Source organism: Amycolatopsis sp. NPDC114504 (assembly GCF_055633595.1).
The window spans coordinates 1,742,354-1,759,345 of sequence record NZ_JBVKDU010000003.1; the positions used below are offsets into that span (position 1 = coordinate 1,742,354).

14 protein-coding genes and 2 pseudogenes are annotated in these 16,992 nt (G+C 72.0%); 10 read left to right on the forward strand and 6 right to left on the reverse strand.

All coding sequences use genetic code 11. The annotated features are described in order from the left end of the window. The first annotated feature begins 34 nt into the window (after positions 1 to 34). Positions 35 to 1,441: a M1 family metallopeptidase gene (locus ACZ7PG_RS29795; protein WP_470242353.1), complete on the forward strand. Its 1,407-nt coding sequence runs from the start codon at positions 35 to 37 to the stop codon at positions 1,439 to 1,441. On the opposite strand, the gene ACZ7PG_RS29800 is transcribed toward ACZ7PG_RS29795, so the two are convergent. Then, the gene (locus tag ACZ7PG_RS29800; RefSeq protein ID WP_470242354.1) at positions 1,427 to 2,815 is read right to left on the reverse strand and encodes an AAA family ATPase; all 1,389 of its coding nucleotides are present in this window, start codon (positions 2,813 to 2,815) and stop codon (positions 1,427 to 1,429) included. The genes ACZ7PG_RS29795 and ACZ7PG_RS29800 overlap by 15 nt on opposite strands. 51 nt (positions 2,816 to 2,866) lie before the next feature. Here ACZ7PG_RS29800 and ACZ7PG_RS29805 point away from each other — a divergent pair, with 51 nt between their 5' ends. From ACZ7PG_RS29805 to ACZ7PG_RS29815, 3 genes are all read left to right on the forward strand, one after another. Next, positions 2,867 to 3,178, forward strand: a complete 312-nt coding sequence (locus tag ACZ7PG_RS29805; RefSeq protein WP_470242355.1) for an antibiotic biosynthesis monooxygenase family protein — start codon at positions 2,867 to 2,869, stop codon at positions 3,176 to 3,178. Next, positions 3,171 to 3,977, forward strand: a complete 807-nt coding sequence (locus tag ACZ7PG_RS29810; protein WP_470242356.1) for an SIR2 family NAD-dependent protein deacylase — start codon at positions 3,171 to 3,173, stop codon at positions 3,975 to 3,977. Before ACZ7PG_RS29805 ends, ACZ7PG_RS29810 begins: the two co-directional genes overlap by 8 nt. A 149-nt stretch (positions 3,978 to 4,126) precedes the next feature. Next, positions 4,127 to 5,074, forward strand: a complete 948-nt coding sequence (locus tag ACZ7PG_RS29815) for a cold-shock protein (RefSeq protein ID WP_470242357.1) — start codon at positions 4,127 to 4,129, stop codon at positions 5,072 to 5,074. A gap of 69 nt (positions 5,075 to 5,143) precedes the next feature. On the opposite strand, the gene ACZ7PG_RS29820 is transcribed toward ACZ7PG_RS29815, so the two are convergent. Continuing rightward, a complete protein-coding gene (locus ACZ7PG_RS29820; RefSeq protein ID WP_470242358.1) occupies positions 5,144 to 6,103 on the reverse strand; it encodes an endonuclease/exonuclease/phosphatase family protein in 960 nt (319 codons plus the stop codon). A gap of 163 nt (positions 6,104 to 6,266) precedes the next feature. Between ACZ7PG_RS29820 and ACZ7PG_RS29825 the strand changes: the two genes are divergently transcribed. Together ACZ7PG_RS29825 and ACZ7PG_RS29830 are read left to right on the forward strand one after the other, a co-directional pair. Beyond that, a complete protein-coding gene (locus ACZ7PG_RS29825; protein ID WP_470242359.1) occupies positions 6,267 to 7,244 on the forward strand; it encodes an ATP-binding cassette domain-containing protein in 978 nt (325 codons plus the stop codon). Beyond that, positions 7,241 to 8,047 (forward strand): ABC transporter permease, encoded by an 807-nt coding sequence (locus ACZ7PG_RS29830; RefSeq protein ID WP_470242360.1) that lies wholly within the window; start codon positions 7,241 to 7,243, stop codon positions 8,045 to 8,047. Before ACZ7PG_RS29825 ends, ACZ7PG_RS29830 begins: the two co-directional genes overlap by 4 nt. Positions 8,048 to 8,114: 67 nt before the next feature. On the opposite strand, the gene ACZ7PG_RS29835 is transcribed toward ACZ7PG_RS29830, so the two are convergent. Then, on the reverse strand, positions 8,115 to 11,279 hold the full coding sequence (locus ACZ7PG_RS29835; RefSeq protein WP_470242361.1) for an AfsR/SARP family transcriptional regulator: 3,165 nt from the start codon (positions 11,277 to 11,279) through the stop codon (positions 8,115 to 8,117). A gap of 163 nt (positions 11,280 to 11,442) precedes the next feature. On the opposite strand from ACZ7PG_RS29835, the gene ACZ7PG_RS29840 reads away from it, so the two are divergent. The 3 genes from ACZ7PG_RS29840 to ACZ7PG_RS29850 all read left to right on the forward strand — a co-directional run bounded on the left by ACZ7PG_RS29840 (position 11,443) and on the right by ACZ7PG_RS29850 (position 13,986). Then, positions 11,443 to 12,879 (forward strand): M1 family metallopeptidase, encoded by a 1,437-nt coding sequence (locus tag ACZ7PG_RS29840; protein WP_470242362.1) that lies wholly within the window; start codon positions 11,443 to 11,445, stop codon positions 12,877 to 12,879. Between the two features lie 67 nt (positions 12,880 to 12,946). Next, the gene (gene pcp / locus ACZ7PG_RS29845) at positions 12,947 to 13,585 is read left to right on the forward strand and encodes a pyroglutamyl-peptidase I (RefSeq protein WP_470242363.1); all 639 of its coding nucleotides are present in this window, start codon (positions 12,947 to 12,949) and stop codon (positions 13,583 to 13,585) included. Next, positions 13,582 to 13,986, forward strand: a complete 405-nt coding sequence (locus ACZ7PG_RS29850) for a hypothetical protein (RefSeq protein ID WP_470242364.1) — start codon at positions 13,582 to 13,584, stop codon at positions 13,984 to 13,986. The genes pcp and ACZ7PG_RS29850 overlap by 4 nt, the downstream gene beginning before the upstream one ends. On the opposite strand, the gene ACZ7PG_RS29855 is transcribed toward ACZ7PG_RS29850, so the two are convergent. Further along, the gene (locus ACZ7PG_RS29855; protein ID WP_470242365.1) at positions 13,983 to 14,645 is read right to left on the reverse strand and encodes an Ig-like domain-containing protein; all 663 of its coding nucleotides are present in this window, start codon (positions 14,643 to 14,645) and stop codon (positions 13,983 to 13,985) included. The two genes, ACZ7PG_RS29850 and ACZ7PG_RS29855, sit on opposite strands and share 4 nt — an antisense overlap. Before the next feature lie 161 nt (positions 14,646 to 14,806). Here ACZ7PG_RS29855 and ACZ7PG_RS29860 point away from each other — a divergent pair, with 161 nt between their 5' ends. Further along, on the forward strand, positions 14,807 to 15,253 hold the full coding sequence (locus tag ACZ7PG_RS29860) for a YbaB/EbfC family nucleoid-associated protein (protein WP_470242366.1): 447 nt from the start codon (positions 14,807 to 14,809) through the stop codon (positions 15,251 to 15,253). Positions 15,254 to 15,266: 13 nt separating this feature from the next. Here ACZ7PG_RS29860 and ACZ7PG_RS29865 read toward each other — a convergent pair. Both ACZ7PG_RS29865 and ACZ7PG_RS29870 read right to left on the reverse strand, forming a co-directional pair. Then, positions 15,267 to 16,535: pseudogene (locus ACZ7PG_RS29865) on the reverse strand (Hsp70 family protein); the annotation flags it as partial. Between the two features lie 106 nt (positions 16,536 to 16,641). Then, positions 16,642 to 16,992, reverse strand: a pseudogene (locus ACZ7PG_RS29870) (NDP-hexose 4-ketoreductase); the annotation flags it as partial.

Consider the following 16,992-nt stretch of genomic DNA (forward strand, 5'->3'; position numbering starts at 1 on the left):
AAGTGATCGCAATCCATCACCTATGGTGGTGGGCATGCGCCGCCGACTCGCTGCCCTCGCCGTCTGCGCCGCGGTGATCGTCGCCGCGGCCTGCGGCGGTGACGCCGTCACGGCGCCGCCCCCGCCCGCGCCGATTCACCCGGCGCCGGGCGCGTCCGGCGCCGGTGATCCGTACTACCCGGAGGACGGCAACGGCGGGTACGACGCGCTGAACTACCACGTCGACGCGACCTACGACCCGCCGAGCGGCCACCTCGACGGCGACACGACGGTCACCGCGAAGGCCACCCAGGACCTCAGCCGGTTCGACCTCGACCTGCGCGGGCTCGACGTCCACAGCGTCGAGGTCGACGGGCAGCCGGCCCGCTTCACCCGCGAGAAGGCGTTCGAGCTGGTCATCACGCCGGCGGCGCCGATCCGCGCCGGGACGACGTTCCGCACCCGCGTCCGCTACGGCGGCGACCCGGCGAAGACCCCGCACGACGGTGGCAGCGAGAACGGCTGGCAGCACTCGTCCGACGGCGGCGCGTACATGGTCGGCGAGCCGCACTCGGCGGCGTTCTGGTACCCCGTGAACGAGACCCCGCGCGACAAGGCGTCCTTCACGCTCACCGCGCACGTCCCGGCCGGGTGGACGGTGATTTCGAACGGCCGCGAGGGCCCGCCGGGGACGTGGACCGAGCCGAACCCGGTGGCGAGCTACCTGACGACGATCGCGATCGGCAAGTTCGGTGTCGACAGGTCGACGTTGCCGGACGGCACCCCGGTGGTCACGGCGTACGCGCCCGGCACCGAGGCCCGCCGCGCGATCGGCGACCGCCTGCCGGAGGTGCTCACGTTCCTGAGCAGCAAGTTCGGCCCGTACCCGCAGTCGGCGGCCGGCGGGATCTTCTTGAACGAGGACGTCCGTTTCTCGCTGGAGACGCAGACCCGGCCGACGTACGCGAAGTGGGCGGACCTGCCGACACTGGTGCACGAGAACGCCCACGAGTGGTTCGGCGATTCGGTATCGCTGACGAACTGGTCGGACATCTGCCTGAACGAGTGTTTCGCGTCGTACGCGCAGTGGCTGTGGGCCGAGCGCGAGGGCCAGACCCTGGACGACCGCTACCGAGCGGCGATCGAGATCACCCGAGGCAGCACGGACTTCTGGGCGCAGAAGCTGGTCGGCATGGGACAGGGTCACGAGTTCGAGGGTGTGTACAACAAGGGAATCCTGGCGCTGCACGCGTTGCGCCGCCGAATCGGCGACCCGGCATTCAACCGCCTCCTGCACGACTGGCCATCCCACTACCGCCACGGCAACGCGACCTGGGCCGACTTCGAGAAGATGGCTACGCAGGTAAGTGGGCAGAACCTGAAGGCGTTCTTCGACGAGTGGTTCCGCGGGACAACGCTCCCCGCGGACGCCGACCTCTTCCCCGGCTCACTGCGCAGCTGAGCCGCCCAGCAAAGACCGCGTCAACGCACTCCGCGCGTCCTGCATCTCCCGCAGGGCCCTCGTCAGCTCCTCGTCGCCCACCACGACGTCCTCGTCCGGGCGGGCGGCCAGCGACAGCAGCGACGCCCGCCTCAACAGCTCCTTCGCGAACGACGCCGTCACTCCCTCCGTCGCCGCCACGATCGGGGCCAGGTCCGCTGTCAGCTTCAGCCCTCGCGAGTACAGGCGGAGCAGCGCCAGCCGGCCCGGTGCGTCCGGCAACGGGATCTCCACCGCCAGGTCGACGCGGCCCGGGCGGTCGGCCAGGGCCCGCTCCAGCTCGCTCGCGCGGTTGGTCGTCAGCAGGAACGTCACGTCCGCGTCGCCGCCCACGCCGTCCATCGCGTCGAGCAAGGTGAACAGCAGCGGCTGGACCTGCGGCCCGTAGCTGCGGTCCTGCGCGACCAGGTCGACGTCCTCGAGCACGACGACGCTCGGCTGCAGCCGCCGCGCCAGCTCCGCGGCCTTGCCCACGAACCGCATCGCCGTGCCGGTCAGGATGATCACCGTCGTCTCCGGCAGGCGGCCCATCAGGTAGCGGACCGTGTGCGTCTTGCCGGTGCCGGGCGGGCCGTGCAGCAGCAGCCCGCGCTTGAGGTGCTGGCCCGCGGCCAGCAGCCGCTCGCCGTGTTCGGCGATGCCGACCGTGTGCCGCTCGATCGCGTCGAGCACGCCCTCCGGCAGCACGACCTCCTCGCCGGTCAACGCCGGCCGCGGGAGGAACGTGAGCAGCTCGTTCGCGCGGTGCTCGCTGGTGCCGAAGGCCAGCACCTGCCCCCGCAGCAGGTCGTGTTCGGCCATCAGCAGCTCGACGTGGTTGCGGACTTCGGTGGCGACCGCCCGGGACGTCGCGAGGACCTCCAGCCGGCACTGCTCGAGCCCCCACTGCGGGGTCGCCCCGCGGATGGCGAGCAGCACCGGCTCACCGTCCGGCGCGCTCGTGCCGACCAGCCCCAGCTGGACGGCTTCGGTCGCGTCGTGCGGGCCGGTCGCCGTGGTGGTGTAGTCCACCGAGCCGAGCTCGTACATCCCTCTGCTGCGCGCGGTGGCGAGCATCCCGATGAGGTCTTCGTGCGTGCGCTGGCCACCCGCGATGCCGAACCAGCCCACGGCCGTGCCGTGCGCGGCGAGGTAGGCGTCGACCCCGCGCTGGATGTTGGCGTGCTCCCACATCGGCCAGTTGCGGGTCACGACCACCACTTCCGGCAGCGGTGCCCCCAGGTGGCCGGTCACCCGCTCGATCAGCTCGTTGGCTTGGCCGTCCGCGACTTCGTCGGCGGTGGCTCGGACGATCCGGGCGATATCGGTGGCGAGGTCGCGCTCGGTACTCCCCATGACATCAACAGTGGCACGGGTCACACTTCCAGTCCAACTACTGTGGGACCCATGAGTGTCGTGAAGATCAATGCGATCGAGGTCCCCGAAGGCGCCGGCCCCGAGCTGGAGAAGCGGTTCGCCGGGCGGATGCACGCCGTCGACCAGCAGCCCGGCTTCCTCGGGTTCGAGCTGCTGCGCCCGGTTTCCGGCGAGACGCGCTACTTCGTCTACACGAAGTGGGAGACCGAGGAGGCGTACCAGGCGTGGGCGAAGGGCGGCCCGGCCGCGGCCGCGCACTCGGGCGAGCGCGCCAAGCCGGTGTCCACCGGGGCGAACCTGCTCGAGTTCGAGGTCGTCCTCGGTTCGCAGCCGGGTGAGTGACGCTCTCGAGCGGGCCGCGGAGCTCCTGGACGGCGCCGGCACGCTGCTGATCTGCGCCGGCGCCGGCATGGGCGTCGACTCCGGGTTGCCGGATTTCCGCGGCGGCGAAGGGTTCTGGCGCGCGTATCCGCCGTACGCGCGCCTCGGGCTGCGGTTCGAGGAGCTGGCCGACCCGCGGCACTTCGCCGACGACCCCGAGCTGGCCTGGGGGTTCTACGGCCACCGGCTCGCGCTCTACCGGAAGACGGTGCCGCACGAGGGTTTCCGCCTGCTGCTCGAGCTGGGCTCACGCCTGCCCGGCGGCACCGGCGTGTTCACGTCCAATGTGGACGGACAGTTCCAGGAGGCGGGCTTCGGGCTCGTCTCCGAGGTGCACGGCTCGATCCACCACCTGCAGTGCCTCAGCGAGTGCACCCGCGAGATCTGGCCGGCGCCCGCCGAAGACGTCGTGATCGACGAAGAGACGATGCGCGCGGTACCGCCACTGCCGTCGTGCCCCCGCTGCGGCGGCCTGGCGCGCCCCAACATCCTGATGTTCGGCGACGACGCGTGGGTCCCGGACCGCGGCCAGGCCCAGCTCCACGAGCTGACCGCGTGGCGCCGCACGGCCCGTGACCTCGTGGTGGTGGAGATCGGCGCGGGCCAGGCGATCCCGACGGTCCGCCGCTACGCCGAACTGGCGAGCGCGGCGAGCGGCGCGCTGATCCGCATCAACCCCCGCGAACCCGAGATCCGGCACAACCGGGGCGTCTCGATCGCGGCCGGCGCCCTGGAAACGCTCACCGCGCTCCTCGGCTAAGACCTGGTCTCGAAACTCGGCGTGTCGCCAGGTGAACCAACGGCCCGCCCCTGGCTCCGCACCGCCCGCCGGTGGGCCCGGCGCGACGGACCGGAGGTCTGTCAGAGAGACTGGGGGCCAGTGCCCGCCCTCTCGACCTGGAGACTTTGATGCCGCAAGGGACCGTCCGCTGGTTCGACGCCGAACGGGGTTTCGGCTTCCTCGCGCCCGAGGACGGCTCGCCGGACGTGTTCGTGCACGCCTCCGAGATCGTCGGGGACGGCGGCGCGAAACTGCTCCGCGAGGGTCAGGTCGTCGTGTTCGAGGTCGGCGAGAACGACCGCGGGCCCCAGGCGCTGCGCGTTCGCGTCACCGCCGATGCGGCCACCGGCAGCGCCGTGGGCCTGCTCGGCACCGTCAACTGGTACGAGCCGGGCAAGGGGTACGGCTTCGCGTCGCCGGACGGCGGCGGCGCCGACATCTTCGTGCACAGCTCCGCCATCGTGACCGGCGGCGTGCTCACCGAGGGGCAGCGGGTGGCCTTCCTGATCGTCGAAGGCGAGCGCGGCCCGCAGGCCGAGCACGTGATCCCGCTGGGAGCAGGGGCCGGCTCACCCGCTGCGGCCGGTGTCGCGGACGGTGCTGACGGCACGGTGGCCTGGTACGACGAGGACAAGGGCTTCGGCTTCATCAACCCCGACTCCGGCGCCGGGGACGTCTTCGTTCACGCCCGGGCCCTGGCCGAGGGGCTGACGTGGCTCGCGGAGGGCGACCGCGTCGCCTACGAGGTGGCCAGTGGGGACAAGGGCCCGCAGGCCCGCGACGTGCACCTGGTCCGGGGCGCCGAGCCCCAGACGGCGCCGCAGCGGTCGGCACCTGCCGCGGCCGCGGGGCCGGCGGCGCGGGACGTGCCCGCACGAGGCGGCGAGGGCGTCGTCGCGCGCTACGACAGCGACCGCGGCTTCGGCTTCATCACCCCGGACGCAGGCGGCGACGATCTCTTCGCCCACGCGTCCGTGATCATGGGGTCGGAGCCGCTGCAGAAGGGTGACCGGGTCCGGTACGCGGTGCGTCAGAGCGACCGGGGCCCGCAGGCCGACCGCATCGAACGCCTCTGAAGAGGCGGCCCCACCGACGGCTGCGTTCGGTCCGGTCGTAGCGCAGCCCGAGGCGTCTGAACCGCAGGGCTAAGGCAACCGGACTTCGGCGAACACGGCCCGGTGGTCGCTGCCCGCGACGTCGAACACCCGGTAGTCCTGGACCGCCGCCCGGTTGTCGACCACCACGTGGTCGATCGTCACCACCGGCGATGACGACGGCCACGTCGGCGTCAGCGCCGAGCCGTGCTCCTCCGCCGCGTCGTTGTAGCCGCGGGAGAGCACCGTCCGGAATGCCGCGTGGTCCAGGGTCGCGTTGAAGTCGCCCGCCAGGATGCGCAAGCCGTGCTCGCCGGCCGCGCGGGAGAGGTCCTTGATCTCGCGCTCCCACTGCGGGGTGTCGACGTCCGGGGAGATCGGGTGCACGGCGACGATCTCGGCCACCACGCCGTCGCCGAGGTCGGCCTGCGCGCCCGGCTGCTTGGCCGCCGAATCACCCGTCAGGTTGACCTCCTTCAGGGGGAAGCGCGACACGATCCCCGAACCGAACGCGCCGGGCGCCGGGTGCAGCACCCGGTACGGCAGGGCCTGGAACAGCCCGGCCGCGGTCAGGCCGTCGACCGCACGGGGTGTCAGCTCGACCAGGTTCAGCACGTCGATCCGCTGCTCACGCACCAGGTCGACGACGGCCTTCGGGTCCGCCTGGCCGTAGAGCAGGTTCGAAGCGAGCACGCGCAGTGTCTTGCCGTGCACTTCGCGTTGGTCGCTCACCGACAGCCGGGGCAGCACGAGGACGGCCAGCACGATCGCCAGTACCAGCGCGGTCCCGCCGACCCACCAGCGCCGCAGGGCCAGTGCCAGCCCGCCGAGCAGCGCACCCGCGGCCGCCACGTACGGCGTCAGCGACAGCGCGACGAGGGTGTACCAGTCGCCGTCGTAGCCGATCAGGCGCAGCGCGACCAGGGCCGCCAGCAGTACCAGCGGCACCACCAGCAGGGCCGTGACCAGCGGATACTTCCGCCGGACGCGCGTCTCTTCCGCAACGGTCATGTGCCGAGTATGCCGATGTGACGGCCGCCCCACCCGAGTGCCGGCGACACCTCCACAAGATCTCCACCAGCGCCTGCCAGCCGCTGCCAGCGAGCTGTGCGCGGCTTACCAGCGCCGTCGTCCAAAGTCATCCTCAGGAAGCGACAGCGAAGGAGGAACGCCCATGTCGCACGCGATCCAGGCCGAGGGCCTGGTCAAACACTTCGGGGACACCAAGGCGCTCGACGGGGTGGACCTCGAGGTCCCGTTCGGGCAGGTCGTGGGGGTGCTCGGGCCCAACGGCGCGGGCAAGACGACCGCCGTCCGCATCCTGGCGACGCTGATGAAACCCGACTCCGGCAGAGCGACCGTCGGCGGCTTCGACGTCGTCACCGACCCGGTGCGGGTCCGCAGCCTGATCGGCCTGACCGGGCAGTACGCGTCGGTCGACGAGGACCTCAACGGGATCGAGAACCTCGTCCTCATCGGACGGTTGTACGGCCACTCCCGCGCCCAGTCGAAGGCGCGCGCCGTCGAGCTGATCGAGCGGTTCGAGCTGACCGCCGCGGCCAAGCGGCCGATCCGGACGTACTCCGGCGGCATGCGACGGCGGATCGACCTGGCGGCCAGCCTCGTCGGTGGGCCCGAGGTGCTCTACCTCGACGAGCCGACCACCGGGCTCGACCCGCACGCCCGCAACGAGGTCTGGGACGTCGTCCGCAACCTCGTCGCCGAGGGCGCGACGGTGCTGCTGACCACGCAGTACCTCGAGGAGGCCGACCAGCTGGCCGACAAGATCACCGTGTTCGACCACGGCCGCGTCGTCGCCGACGGCCGCGCCGACGAGCTCAAGCGCCGCGTCGGCGGCCAGACGCTGCAGGTCCGGCCGACCCAGCTGTCCGACATGGACGCCGTCAACCGGATCCTCGGCGACCTCACCGGCGTGCACCCGACCCGCGACAACGCGACCGGGCTGCTCACCGCGCCGGTCAACGACCCGGTGCTGCTGTCCACCCTGGTCCGCAAGCTGGACGAAGCCGGGATCACCGCGGACGAGCTGGCGCTGCGGCTGCCCAGCCTCGACGAGGTGTTCCTCGCCCTGACCGGGCACACCGCCGAACAGTCCACTGAGGACAAGACCCTCGAAGGGAGCCTGGCATGACGACGCTGGCGCTCGACCGCCCGGCTCCGCCGCGGCACATCAGCCCCGCCAAGGGTTTCCAGCACGCGCTTTCGCTGGCCTGGCGCGGCATCCTGAAGATCCGCAAGAACCCCGAGCAGCTCGCCGACGTCACCTTGATGCCGATCATCTTCCTGGTGATGTTCGTGTACCTCTTCGGCGGCGCGCTGTCCGGCTCGACCGACGCCTACCTGCAGATGGTCGTCCCCGGCATCATCGTGATGAACATCCTGCAGGCGTGTCTCACGGTCGGCACGAACCTCAACACCGACATCACCAAGGGCGTGTTCGACCGCTTCCGCAGCATGCCGATCGCGAGGTCGGCACCACTGATCGGCGCGGTACTGGCCGACGTCGTGCGCTACGTCGTCTGCCTGACCGTCCTGATGGTGGTCGCGACGATCATGGGCTACCGGATCGCGACCAGCCCCGGCGAGTTCGCCGTGGCGATCCTGCTCGCGCTGGCGTTCGGGCTCTGCTTCTGCTGGGGCTCGGTGTTCGTCGGCATGATCATGAAGTCGCCGGGCGCGGCGCAGGCGCTGATGTTCGTCTTCATCATGCCGCTGACGTTCGGCAGCAACGTGTTCGTCCAGACGTCCACGATGCCGGGCTGGCTGCGGGCGTGGGCCGACATCAGCCCGGTGAGCCTGATGGCGAACGCGCTGCGCGGCCTGATGAACGGCGGCGCCGTCGCCGGTCCGCTGGCCGGCGCGCTCGCCTGGATGGCCGGCGCGGTCATCGTGTTCTTCCCGCTGGCCACCTGGGCCTACCGCCGGCGGGTGTGAGGCGCGGGGGCACGGGGGTGTCCCGCGCCAGGGGGAGCTGAAGGGGACGTCCGCGCGGACGTCCCCTTCAGCCCATTCCGGCGTGAACGGCCGCGATGGCGTCCTCTTTGGACATCGCGCGTGCCTCGGCGATCAGCTCTTCGTACCGCGCGTCGGAAAGCTCCGCGCGCAGCCGGGCGATCAGCTCGCGCACCTCCGGGCTGCCCATGTCGAACCGGCCGCGGATCAGCGCCGACGCGCCCAGCATGCGGGCCGCCTCGACCGGCCGGCCCTGCTGTCCGCGCACCAGCGCCAGCAGCTCCACCGCGCCGGCGAGGTCCGGCATGTCACCACGGTCGCCGGTCGCCGAGATGGCCTTGGTCAGGTGCGCCGCGGCCGCGTCCGGCCGGTGCTCGGCCAGCGCGAGCCGCCCTTCGAACGCGCCGACCCACTCCTCGCCCATGCCCTCGGGGAACGCGACCTCCCACGTCAGCGCCTTGAGCTGGGCGAGCGCCCCGCGCGCTTCGGCCAGCTGCCCACCGCGCAGGTACAGCTCGATCCGGCCGAACAGCAGGAACGCCCGTTGCTGCGGGTTCTCGTTCCCCTGCGCGTAGCGCTCGGCGGCCTCCTGGTCACGCCAGGCGCCCTCGAGGTCCCCGAGGCGGCTGCGCTCGACGGCCAGGCGCCACCAGTGCTGCACGACGTCCTCGGTCGACCGCAGCTCCATCGACAGTGCCAGCCCCTGCTGGTACACCTCGATCGCGCTCTCGCCCTCGCCGGCCTGGGACAGCGCGTTCGCCTTGAAGCTCAACGTCATCGCCGTGCCCCAACGGTCACCGACCTCGCGGAATCCCGCGTACGCCCGGTCACGGGCCTGGTCCGCGCCCTCGACGTCCCCGGTGTCGTCGAGCAGGAAGCTCTCCACCCAGTAGCCGCCCGAGCGGATCCAGACGTTCTCGTCGGCCTGCGCGCGGTGCACCTCCCGCATCGCCAGCTCGCGGTCGCCGCCGAGGAACGCCAGCATCGGCAGTGCCACGGCCAGGCCCGGGTACTTCCCCACCGCACCGGTGCGGACGCAGTCGTCGACCAGCTCGCGGACGCCTTCGAGCGGGAGCCGGGACGGCACCTGGTTGAACAGCCGCGCGATCGCGCGGTAGGCCGCGTTGACGTCCGGCGGCAGCCGGTCGCCGAAGGCGAGCACCGCGTCGATGAACTCCTCGGCCCGTTCGCCCTGCCCGAGGATGGTGAAGTACCAGAACATCCCGTTGAGCAAGCGCACCGAAGTGTCCACATCGGACCGCTCGATCGCCGTGCGCAGCGCGCCGGTCAGGTTGGCCGACTCCGCCTCGTAGAGGTCGATCGCGGACAGCTGGTCGCCGGTGCGCAGCAACGGTTCCGCCCACTCGGCGAGGCCGACGTAGTAGTTCGCCATCGCTCGCTGGAACGCGTCCTGCTCGCCCGACTCGGCCAGTCGCTCGCCGGCGTAGGCCCGCAGGGTCTCCAGCATCCGGTACCGCGGCTCGCCGCCGCGGTTCACGGTGTCCACGATGGACTTCTCGACCAGCGTGCCGAGCACGTACGGGACGTCGGCGGCGGGCAGCAGCTCGTCCGCGCAGACCCGCTCGACGGCCTCCATGGGCGCACCGCTGGGGAACACCGCGAGCCGCCGCGCGAGCACCAGCTCCGGCTCGGTGAGCAGGTCCCAGCTCCATTCGACGACCGCGCGCAGGGTGCGCTGCCGCGGCAGCGCGGTGCGGCTGCCCGAGGTCAGCAGCCGAAACCGGTCGCCGAGCCGGGCGGCGATCTGGGCCGTCGTCATCGACCGCAGCCGCGCGGCGGCCAGTTCCAGCGCGAGCGGCATCCCGTCGAGCCGGCGGCAGATCTGGCCGACGTCGTCCACAGTGGACTCGTCGAGTACGAAGTCCGGCCGGACCGCGCTCGCCCGGTCGAGGAACAACCGCGTCGAATCCAGCGCGGCGGCTTCGGCGGGCGCCGCGCGTTCGGCGGGCACGGGCAGCGGCCCGAGCGGGCAGAGCGCCTCGCCGGTGATGGCCAGCGGCTCCCGGCTGGTCGCGAGGATCCGCAGCCCGGGCACGCGGCCCAGCAGCTCGTCGGCCAGGGTCGCGGCCGCGTCGATGACGTGCTCGCAGTTGTCCAGCACCAGCAGCGCTTCGCCGCCGGCCAGCACCTCGACGGCGTGGCCGAGCAGGTCCGGGCGCCGCCGCACCTCGGTTTCGGCGCTGCGGATGTCGCGCACCTCCAGCGCGGCGAGCAGCGCGCCGCCGACGTCGCCGGGGTCGCGGACGCCGGCCAGCGGCACGAACCACACGCGGCCGCGCGCGTGCGCCGGGTGCCGCGACGCCGCTTCGGTGGCCAGCCGCGTCTTGCCCGCACCGCCCGGGCCCGCCAGGGTCACCAGCCGAGCACCGCCGAGCAGCTCGGCCAGCAGCTTGAGCTCGTCGTCACGGCCGATGAACGTGGTCAGGCGGGTCGGCAGCCGGTCGGTCACCGGCGACGGCGGCGCGAACTCGCCGCGCAGCGCGGCCAGGTGGATCTCCTGCAGCTCGGCCGACGGGTCGACGCCGAGCTGGTCGGCCAGGGTGTGGCGGATTCCGGTGTAGACGGCCAGTGCCTCCGACTGGCGCCCGGCCGCGCACAGCGCGCGGATCCGCAGCCCGGCCAGCCGCTCGCGCAGCGGGTCGGCGTCGGCCGCGGTGGTCAGGTCGGCGAGGACGCCGGTGTGCTCGCCCAGCCGGATCAGCGCTTCGAAGCGGTCTTCGGCCGCTTCGGCCTTCAGCTCGGTGAGCCGACGGGCGGGCGCGGGCGCGAAGGGTGCGTCGAGGACGTCGGCGAGCGCGCCGCCCTGCCAGAGCGCGAGAGCTTCGGCGAGCAGCTCGGCCGCGCGGGCGTCCCGGCCCGCGGCGAGCTCCCGGCGGCCGTCGGCGGCCAGCCGTTCGAACCGCTCGGCGTCGATGTCTTCGCGGGCGACGGCAAGCCGGTAGCCACCCGGACCCGACTCGACGGCCACCGGCAGCGCCTTCCGCAGCCGCGAGACCAGCGACTGCAGGGCGTTGGCGGCGTCGGCGGGCGGCTCGGCGCCCCAGAGGCCGTCGACGAGCGCGTCGGCCGGGACGGCCCTTCCGGCGTCCAGCGCGAGCCTGGCCAGGAGCATGCGGAGGCGGGCACCGCCGATGTCGATCGGCGTGCCTTCGTCGTGGGTCGCCCGCAACGGGCCCAGCAGCGCAACGCGCATGCGTCCAGCTTTCCAGACCGCACCTGAGTGCCGGGGGCGGATGGCCGGAGCGGCACCGACGGAAGTGTTGATTATCCGGACAAATGCGACGTCACACCGCCGCGTGGCACGTACGTGACGATACGTTGCGGTTCCAGGGCCACCCAGACGGACAGGAGCGTTCATGAGGGGCAAGAAACCGGTCGTCCTCGCCGCCGCGCTGCTCACCGGCATCTGCCTGAGCAGCGGAGTCGCGGCCGCCGGGAACGACTGGGGCGCCGCGCAGCCGGGCAGTGACGGCGCCGGCGACAGCTACTACCCGCAGGACGGCAACGGCGGCTACGACATCGCCGACTACAACCTGCGGGTGAGCTACGACCCCGCGTCGCACCAGCTCAAGGGCACGCAGGACATCTCCGCGCGGGCCACGCAGTCGCTCAGTTCGTTCAACCTCGACCTGCGCGGCCTGACCGTCGACTCGGTGAAGGTCGACGGCCGCGGCGCGAAGTTCAGCCGGACCGGCGACCACGAGCTGGTCATCACGCCGTCGCGGTCGCTGCGACGCGGCGCGCACTTCGAGGTCAAGATCGACTACCACGGCGTGCCCGAGCCCATCGACGACCCGTCGCTCGGCAACAACGGCTGGCAGTACGCCCAGGCGGGCGGCGCGTTCGCGGCCGGCGAGCCCAAGTCGGCCGCCACCTGGTACCCGGTCAACGACACCCCGCTCGACAAGGCCACGTTCCACCTCGCGATCACCGTGCCCGACGAGTGGGGCGTCATCGCGAACGGCCGCGAGAAGCCGTCCTTCAAGGCGCCGGGCGGCGGCACCACACACGTCTGGGCCGAGGAAACGCCGATCGTGCCGTACATGACGACGGTCGCGATCGACAAGTGGACCTTCGACAAGCAGAAGCGCAAGGACGGCACCCCGATCGTCAGCGCGTTCGCCCCTGGCGTCCCCGACTCGACGAAGCAGGCCGAGGCGAAGCTGCCGGAGATCCTCGACTTCCTCGAGTCGAAGTTCGGCAAGTACCCGATCGACGCGGCGGGCGGCATCTTCCTCAACGAGCAGATCGGCTTCTCGCTCGAGACGATGAGCCGGCCGATCTACTCCGCGGGCTGGGCCGGCACGGTGCCGACGATCGTCCACGAGAACGCCCACCAGTGGTACGGCGACTCGGTGGCCGTGTCGCACTGGCGCGACGTCTGCCTCAACGAGTGCTTCGCCTCCTACGCGACGTGGCTGTGGGACGAGGCCAAGGAGGGCGTCGACCTGAACAAGCAGTACGCGGACGACGTCAAGAAGGCTTCCGTGAACTTCTGGAACGGCAAGCTGTACGACATGGGCGCCGGCAAGGAGTTCACGTCCGTCTACTCCAAGGGCCCGATGATGCTGCACGCGCTGCGCAGCTACGTCGGCCAGGCCGCGTTCGACCGGGTCATCAAGACCTGGCCGTCGCTGCACCGGGACGGGAACGCGAGCATGCAGGAGTTCCAGCGGTACACCGAGAAGGTCGCGCACCAGAACCTCCAGGGGTTCTTCGACGCGTGGGTGTACGGCGCCGGCAAGCCCGCCGACCAGTACCTCTTCCCGGGCGACCTGAAGCCCGCCGCCTGAGTCCGTCTCTTCGTGAAGGCCACCCCGCGGTCGTAGGGTGGCCTTCACGGCGTTTTGGGGAGGACGAATGGCCAGGGTGTTGCTGACGGGGTTCGCGCCGTTCGGCGGGGAGTCGGTGAACCCGTCGTGGCAGGCGGTTTCGCTGCTCGGCGCGCGCCGGGACGACGTCGCCGCGGTGGAGCTGCCGTGCGAGTTCGCCGCGTCGCTGCCCACGCTGCGGCGGGCGGTGGAGGAGCACCGGCCGTCGCTGGTGGTCTGCGTCGGCCAGGCGGGCGGGCGTCTCGAGGTGACGCCGGAGCGCGTCGCGATCAACCTGCTCGACGCCCGCATCCCGGACAACGCGGGCGCGCAGCCGGTGGACGTCCCGGTGGTCGACGGCGGCCCGGCGGCGTACTTCACGACGTTGCCGGTGAAGGCGTGCGTGGCGGCGATGCGCACGGCCGGGGTGCCGGCTTCGGTGTCCCACACCGCCGGGACGTACGTGTGCAACCAGGTCTTCTACGGGCTGATGCACCTGCTGTCGACGCTGCCGGACGTGCGCGGCGGGTTCGTGCACGTCCCGTTCAGCCCCGAGCAGGTGGCGGCGTCCGGCAAGGCCGCGCCGTCACTGGGGGTGGACCGCATCGCCGACGCGCTGGAAGTGCTGGTGGACACGGCCTTGAAGACCACGGAGGACCTCGCCGTCAGCGCGGGCGCGGAGCATTGACCACCCGGCCCGCCGACTCGCGGGTACTCGTCGCGGTGGGGGTGACGGGCCTGCTCACCGGCGCCGCCACCGGCGTCTTCTGGGTCGCGATGTCCGGCCGCTACGACGGGTTGTGCGCCGACGGCAACTCGATGTGCGCGTTCGCCATCTGGCTGTTCGGCCTGGTCATCTTCCTCGCGACCGTCGCCGGGTCAGCGCTGGTCACCTGGTTCGTCGTCAGCCTGACGCGCATGTGGCCGAAGGTGCCGATCGTGCTGACCGCCACGCTGGCGCCCTTGGCGCTGGCGGTCGTCTACAACGTCACCGGCATCCTGGGCGGTTACCGGATCCTGCTGCTGGCGGCCGTTTCCGCGCTCCTGCACGTCTGGGTGGCGCGGACGGCCCGGATCGGCGTCGACTAGCCACCGCGGCCGGTGAGCTCGACGAACGCCGCCGGGCCCGGAACGTTGTGATGCACCGTCAGGTCCGCCACCCGGTCGCCGCTCCTGGCCGGCGTGAAGCTCACGACCAGCGTGCACCGCCTGCCCGGCGCCACCTCGGCGCCGACGCATTCGCTCGCGTCCACCGCGAACTCCTCGCTGTCCAGCGTGGTCCCGCTGACCCGCAGCGGGCCGGCGCCGACACTGCGGACCGCCACCGCGCAGGTCGTCGTCGTGTGCACCGGCGTCGTGCCGCAGGCGACCGACTCCGGGACCAGCACCGCCGCCGGGTCCGCGGCCGGCACCACCGGGAACGTCGCCGGGCCACCGCGCACGACGTCGAGCACGGTCACCCCGGTGATCGTCAGGACCAGCGCGCCCGCGGCCAGCAGCACGATCGCGATCGCCTTGATCCCGCGGGCGGCGCTGCCGTCCTTGGCGGTGAACCCGCCGGCCGCCAGCACGGTGACCACCAGCGTCGAAACCAGCGTCGCGGTCGTCCCGGCACCGATCGCCGCCGGGACGAGCGTGCCGAGCAGCGACGCCGCGACCGTGACCCCGAACCCCGTCCAGGAGAAGCGTTTCGCCTCGCGCAGCTGCCTCCGCACGGTCGGCGCGCGGGGCTTCGTGAGTGTGCTCATGCAGGTAGGAGCGCCGGCCACCCCTGACACGTACGACATTCGCCCGTTCGGCGGTACGGCGGCCGCTTTCGTGATCTGGGGCACACCGTCCGTGAATCACCCTGACGGGCGACTGAACGGTGTTTACATGGCGAGACCCCCGCCCGGAACAAGAGGTGACGATGGCTGACCAACCCGACCGCGAGTCCCTCCTGAGCGAGCTGGCCGCGCTGACGGCGACGGCGACGTCCGCCGACGGCGCAGTCTCGCTGTCGGTCAACACCGACGGCGTGCTGACCCGCCTGCGGCTCAGCGACGCCGTCTCGCGGATGTCGCCGGACGAGATCGCCGAGGCCGTGCTGCGGACCTACGTCGAAGCGCAGCGGGACTCGGCGAAGCGGACCGGGCAGCTGCTGGCGCCCCTGGGCAGCGGCGGCTACCTGATGGACCGGTTGCGCTGGCGGGCGCAGTTCGAACCGGCGCCGTCTCCCGCGCCGCGGCGTGCCGAGCGGGACGACGCGGTGCTCCAGGACCGTTCGGCCGAGGCTCCGGCCGTCGCACCGCCGCCGGGACCGTTGGCCGACGATGACTTCTACCGCCAGGGCCCGCGGATGGACCAGGCCTGGTAAGCAGTCAGACGACGAGCACGACCACCGTCACCGTGATCGCGACGACCACGAGCACCGCGAGCGCGATGAACCACAGCTTGGTGTTCGTCTCCGGCTCCGGCGGCGGCGCGTACCGAGGCGGCGGGACCGGCTGGTGCTGCTGCTGGTGTTGCGGCCAGGGCTGGGGACGCGGCGGCGTCACGGGCGGGCGGACCGGCGCGAACGCGGGCACGGTGAGGTCGGCGGTGTTCTCCAGCGGCACGTGGTGGAGCCCGAACGCGACGGCCGTCTCGGGCTGGTCCTGCGTGGTCGGCGCGATGCCGAGCTGCCGCTCGAGCAGCGTCGCCAGCAGCGGCATCCGGCTCGGCCCGCCGACGAGGTAGACGCCGGCGAGCTGCGCGGGGGTCAGGCCGGCGCGGTGGATCGTCGCGGCGAGCAGTTCGGCGCTGCGCAGCAGGCTGGGCCGCACGAGCGCTTCGAGCTCGTCGCGGCTGACCAGGACGTCACCGAACGGCTCGGGCATCGGCACGTGGGTCTGCGTGTGGCGGGAAAGGCTTTCCTTGGCGTCCCGGACGTCCTGCAGCAGCGCGCGCCGGTTGCGGCGGTCCGCTGTGGACTGTGGGCGGAGGAGCCGTTGCCACTGCGCCGGATCGGCGTGCGAGACCGAGCGTCCGATGTGGACGAGCAGCGCCTGGTCGATGTCGAGGCTGCCGAGGTCGGGCAGGCCGCCCTCGGCGAGCACGGCGAAACCCTGCCGGGACACGCCGACGACGGCGCAGTCGAAGGTGCCGGCACCGAGGTCGTAGACGCCGATGGGGCCGAGGTGGCGGTGGCCGACACTGGCGTAGTGCGCGGCCGCGGCGACCGGCTCGGGAATGAGCCGGACATCGGTGAACCCGGCCTTGGCGGCGGCGGTCCGGATCGCCTCCTGCCGCGTGACGCCCCAGCCGGCGGGGTGCGAGATCCGCGTCTGCGCGGGCGGCCGGCCGAGCTGCCGTTCGGCTTCCTCACCCATCCTGCGCAGCACGGCGGCGAAGGCGTCGGTGATGTCCACCGTGGAATCACCGAGCCGCAGGACGCCTTCGTCGATGCGCCGCTTGGGATTGGGTTCGAAGCGGCTGGGATCGAGCCGCGCCCGCCGTTCGGCATCCTGCCCGACGACGAGCAGGCCATCATCGCCGGCGAAGACGGCGGAGGACAGGGTGACGGACCCATCGACCTCGACCGCCCGCGGCCCCCGCCCGAAGGCGGAGAGGACACCGACGGTGCTGGAAGTCCCGAAGTCGATCGACAGCACGTCCACGCGGATTCCCCTCCCAAGCCCCGCGGGCATCGTCTCATGCGGCCGGAATGCAGAAGGGCGGCTCCCCTTCCGGGGAACCGCCCTTCGTACGTCCTAGCTCAGCCGATCACTCGTTCTCGGCTTCGCCGCCCTGCTCCTCGTGGCCCGCGCCGATGCTGACCGGCGGGGCGTCCGGGACCGACGACGGCTTGCGCTCACCGCGGAAGGTGAACTTGGCCTGGTCGTCCTTGTCCTCGGGGTTGCCGCTCCAGCCCTCGACGTCGACCAGGATGATCTGACCCGGCTCGACCTCGCCGAAGAGGATCTTCTCCGACAGCTGGTCCTCGATCTCGCGCTGGATCGTGCGACGCAGCGGCCGCGCGCCCAGCACCGGGTCGAAGCCGCGCTTCGCGAGCAAGGACTTGGCCTTCTCGGTCAGCTCCAGCTCCATGTCCTTGGCCTTGAGCTGCTTCTCCAC

Bases quoted from the DNA above. Each gene is read 5' to 3' on its own strand.
- ACZ7PG_RS29820 (WP_470242358.1), bottom strand. From the start codon at position 6,103: ATGACCGTTGCGGAAGAGACGCGCGTCCGGCGGAAGTATCCGCTGGTC.
- ACZ7PG_RS29860 (WP_470242366.1), top strand. From the start codon at position 14,807: ATGGCTGACCAACCCGACCGCGAGTCCCTCCTGAGCGAGCTGGCCGCG.
- ACZ7PG_RS29825 (WP_470242359.1), top strand. From the start codon at position 6,267: ATGTCGCACGCGATCCAGGCCGAGGGCCTGGTCAAACACTTCGGGGAC.
- ACZ7PG_RS29805 (WP_470242355.1), top strand. From the start codon at position 2,867: ATGAGTGTCGTGAAGATCAATGCGATCGAGGTCCCCGAAGGCGCCGGC.
- ACZ7PG_RS29800 (WP_470242354.1), bottom strand. From the start codon at position 2,815: ATGGGGAGTACCGAGCGCGACCTCGCCACCGATATCGCCCGGATCGTC.
- ACZ7PG_RS29835 (WP_470242361.1), bottom strand. From the start codon at position 11,279: ATGCGCGTTGCGCTGCTGGGCCCGTTGCGGGCGACCCACGACGAAGGC.
- ACZ7PG_RS29795 (WP_470242353.1), top strand. From the start codon at position 35: ATGCGCCGCCGACTCGCTGCCCTCGCCGTCTGCGCCGCGGTGATCGTC.
- ACZ7PG_RS29840 (WP_470242362.1), top strand. From the start codon at position 11,443: ATGAGGGGCAAGAAACCGGTCGTCCTCGCCGCCGCGCTGCTCACCGGC.
- ACZ7PG_RS29855 (WP_470242365.1), bottom strand. From the start codon at position 14,645: ATGAGCACACTCACGAAGCCCCGCGCGCCGACCGTGCGGAGGCAGCTG.
- ACZ7PG_RS29830 (WP_470242360.1), top strand. From the start codon at position 7,241: ATGACGACGCTGGCGCTCGACCGCCCGGCTCCGCCGCGGCACATCAGC.
- pcp (WP_470242363.1), top strand. From the start codon at position 12,947: ATGGCCAGGGTGTTGCTGACGGGGTTCGCGCCGTTCGGCGGGGAGTCG.
- ACZ7PG_RS29815 (WP_470242357.1), top strand. From the start codon at position 4,127: ATGCCGCAAGGGACCGTCCGCTGGTTCGACGCCGAACGGGGTTTCGGC.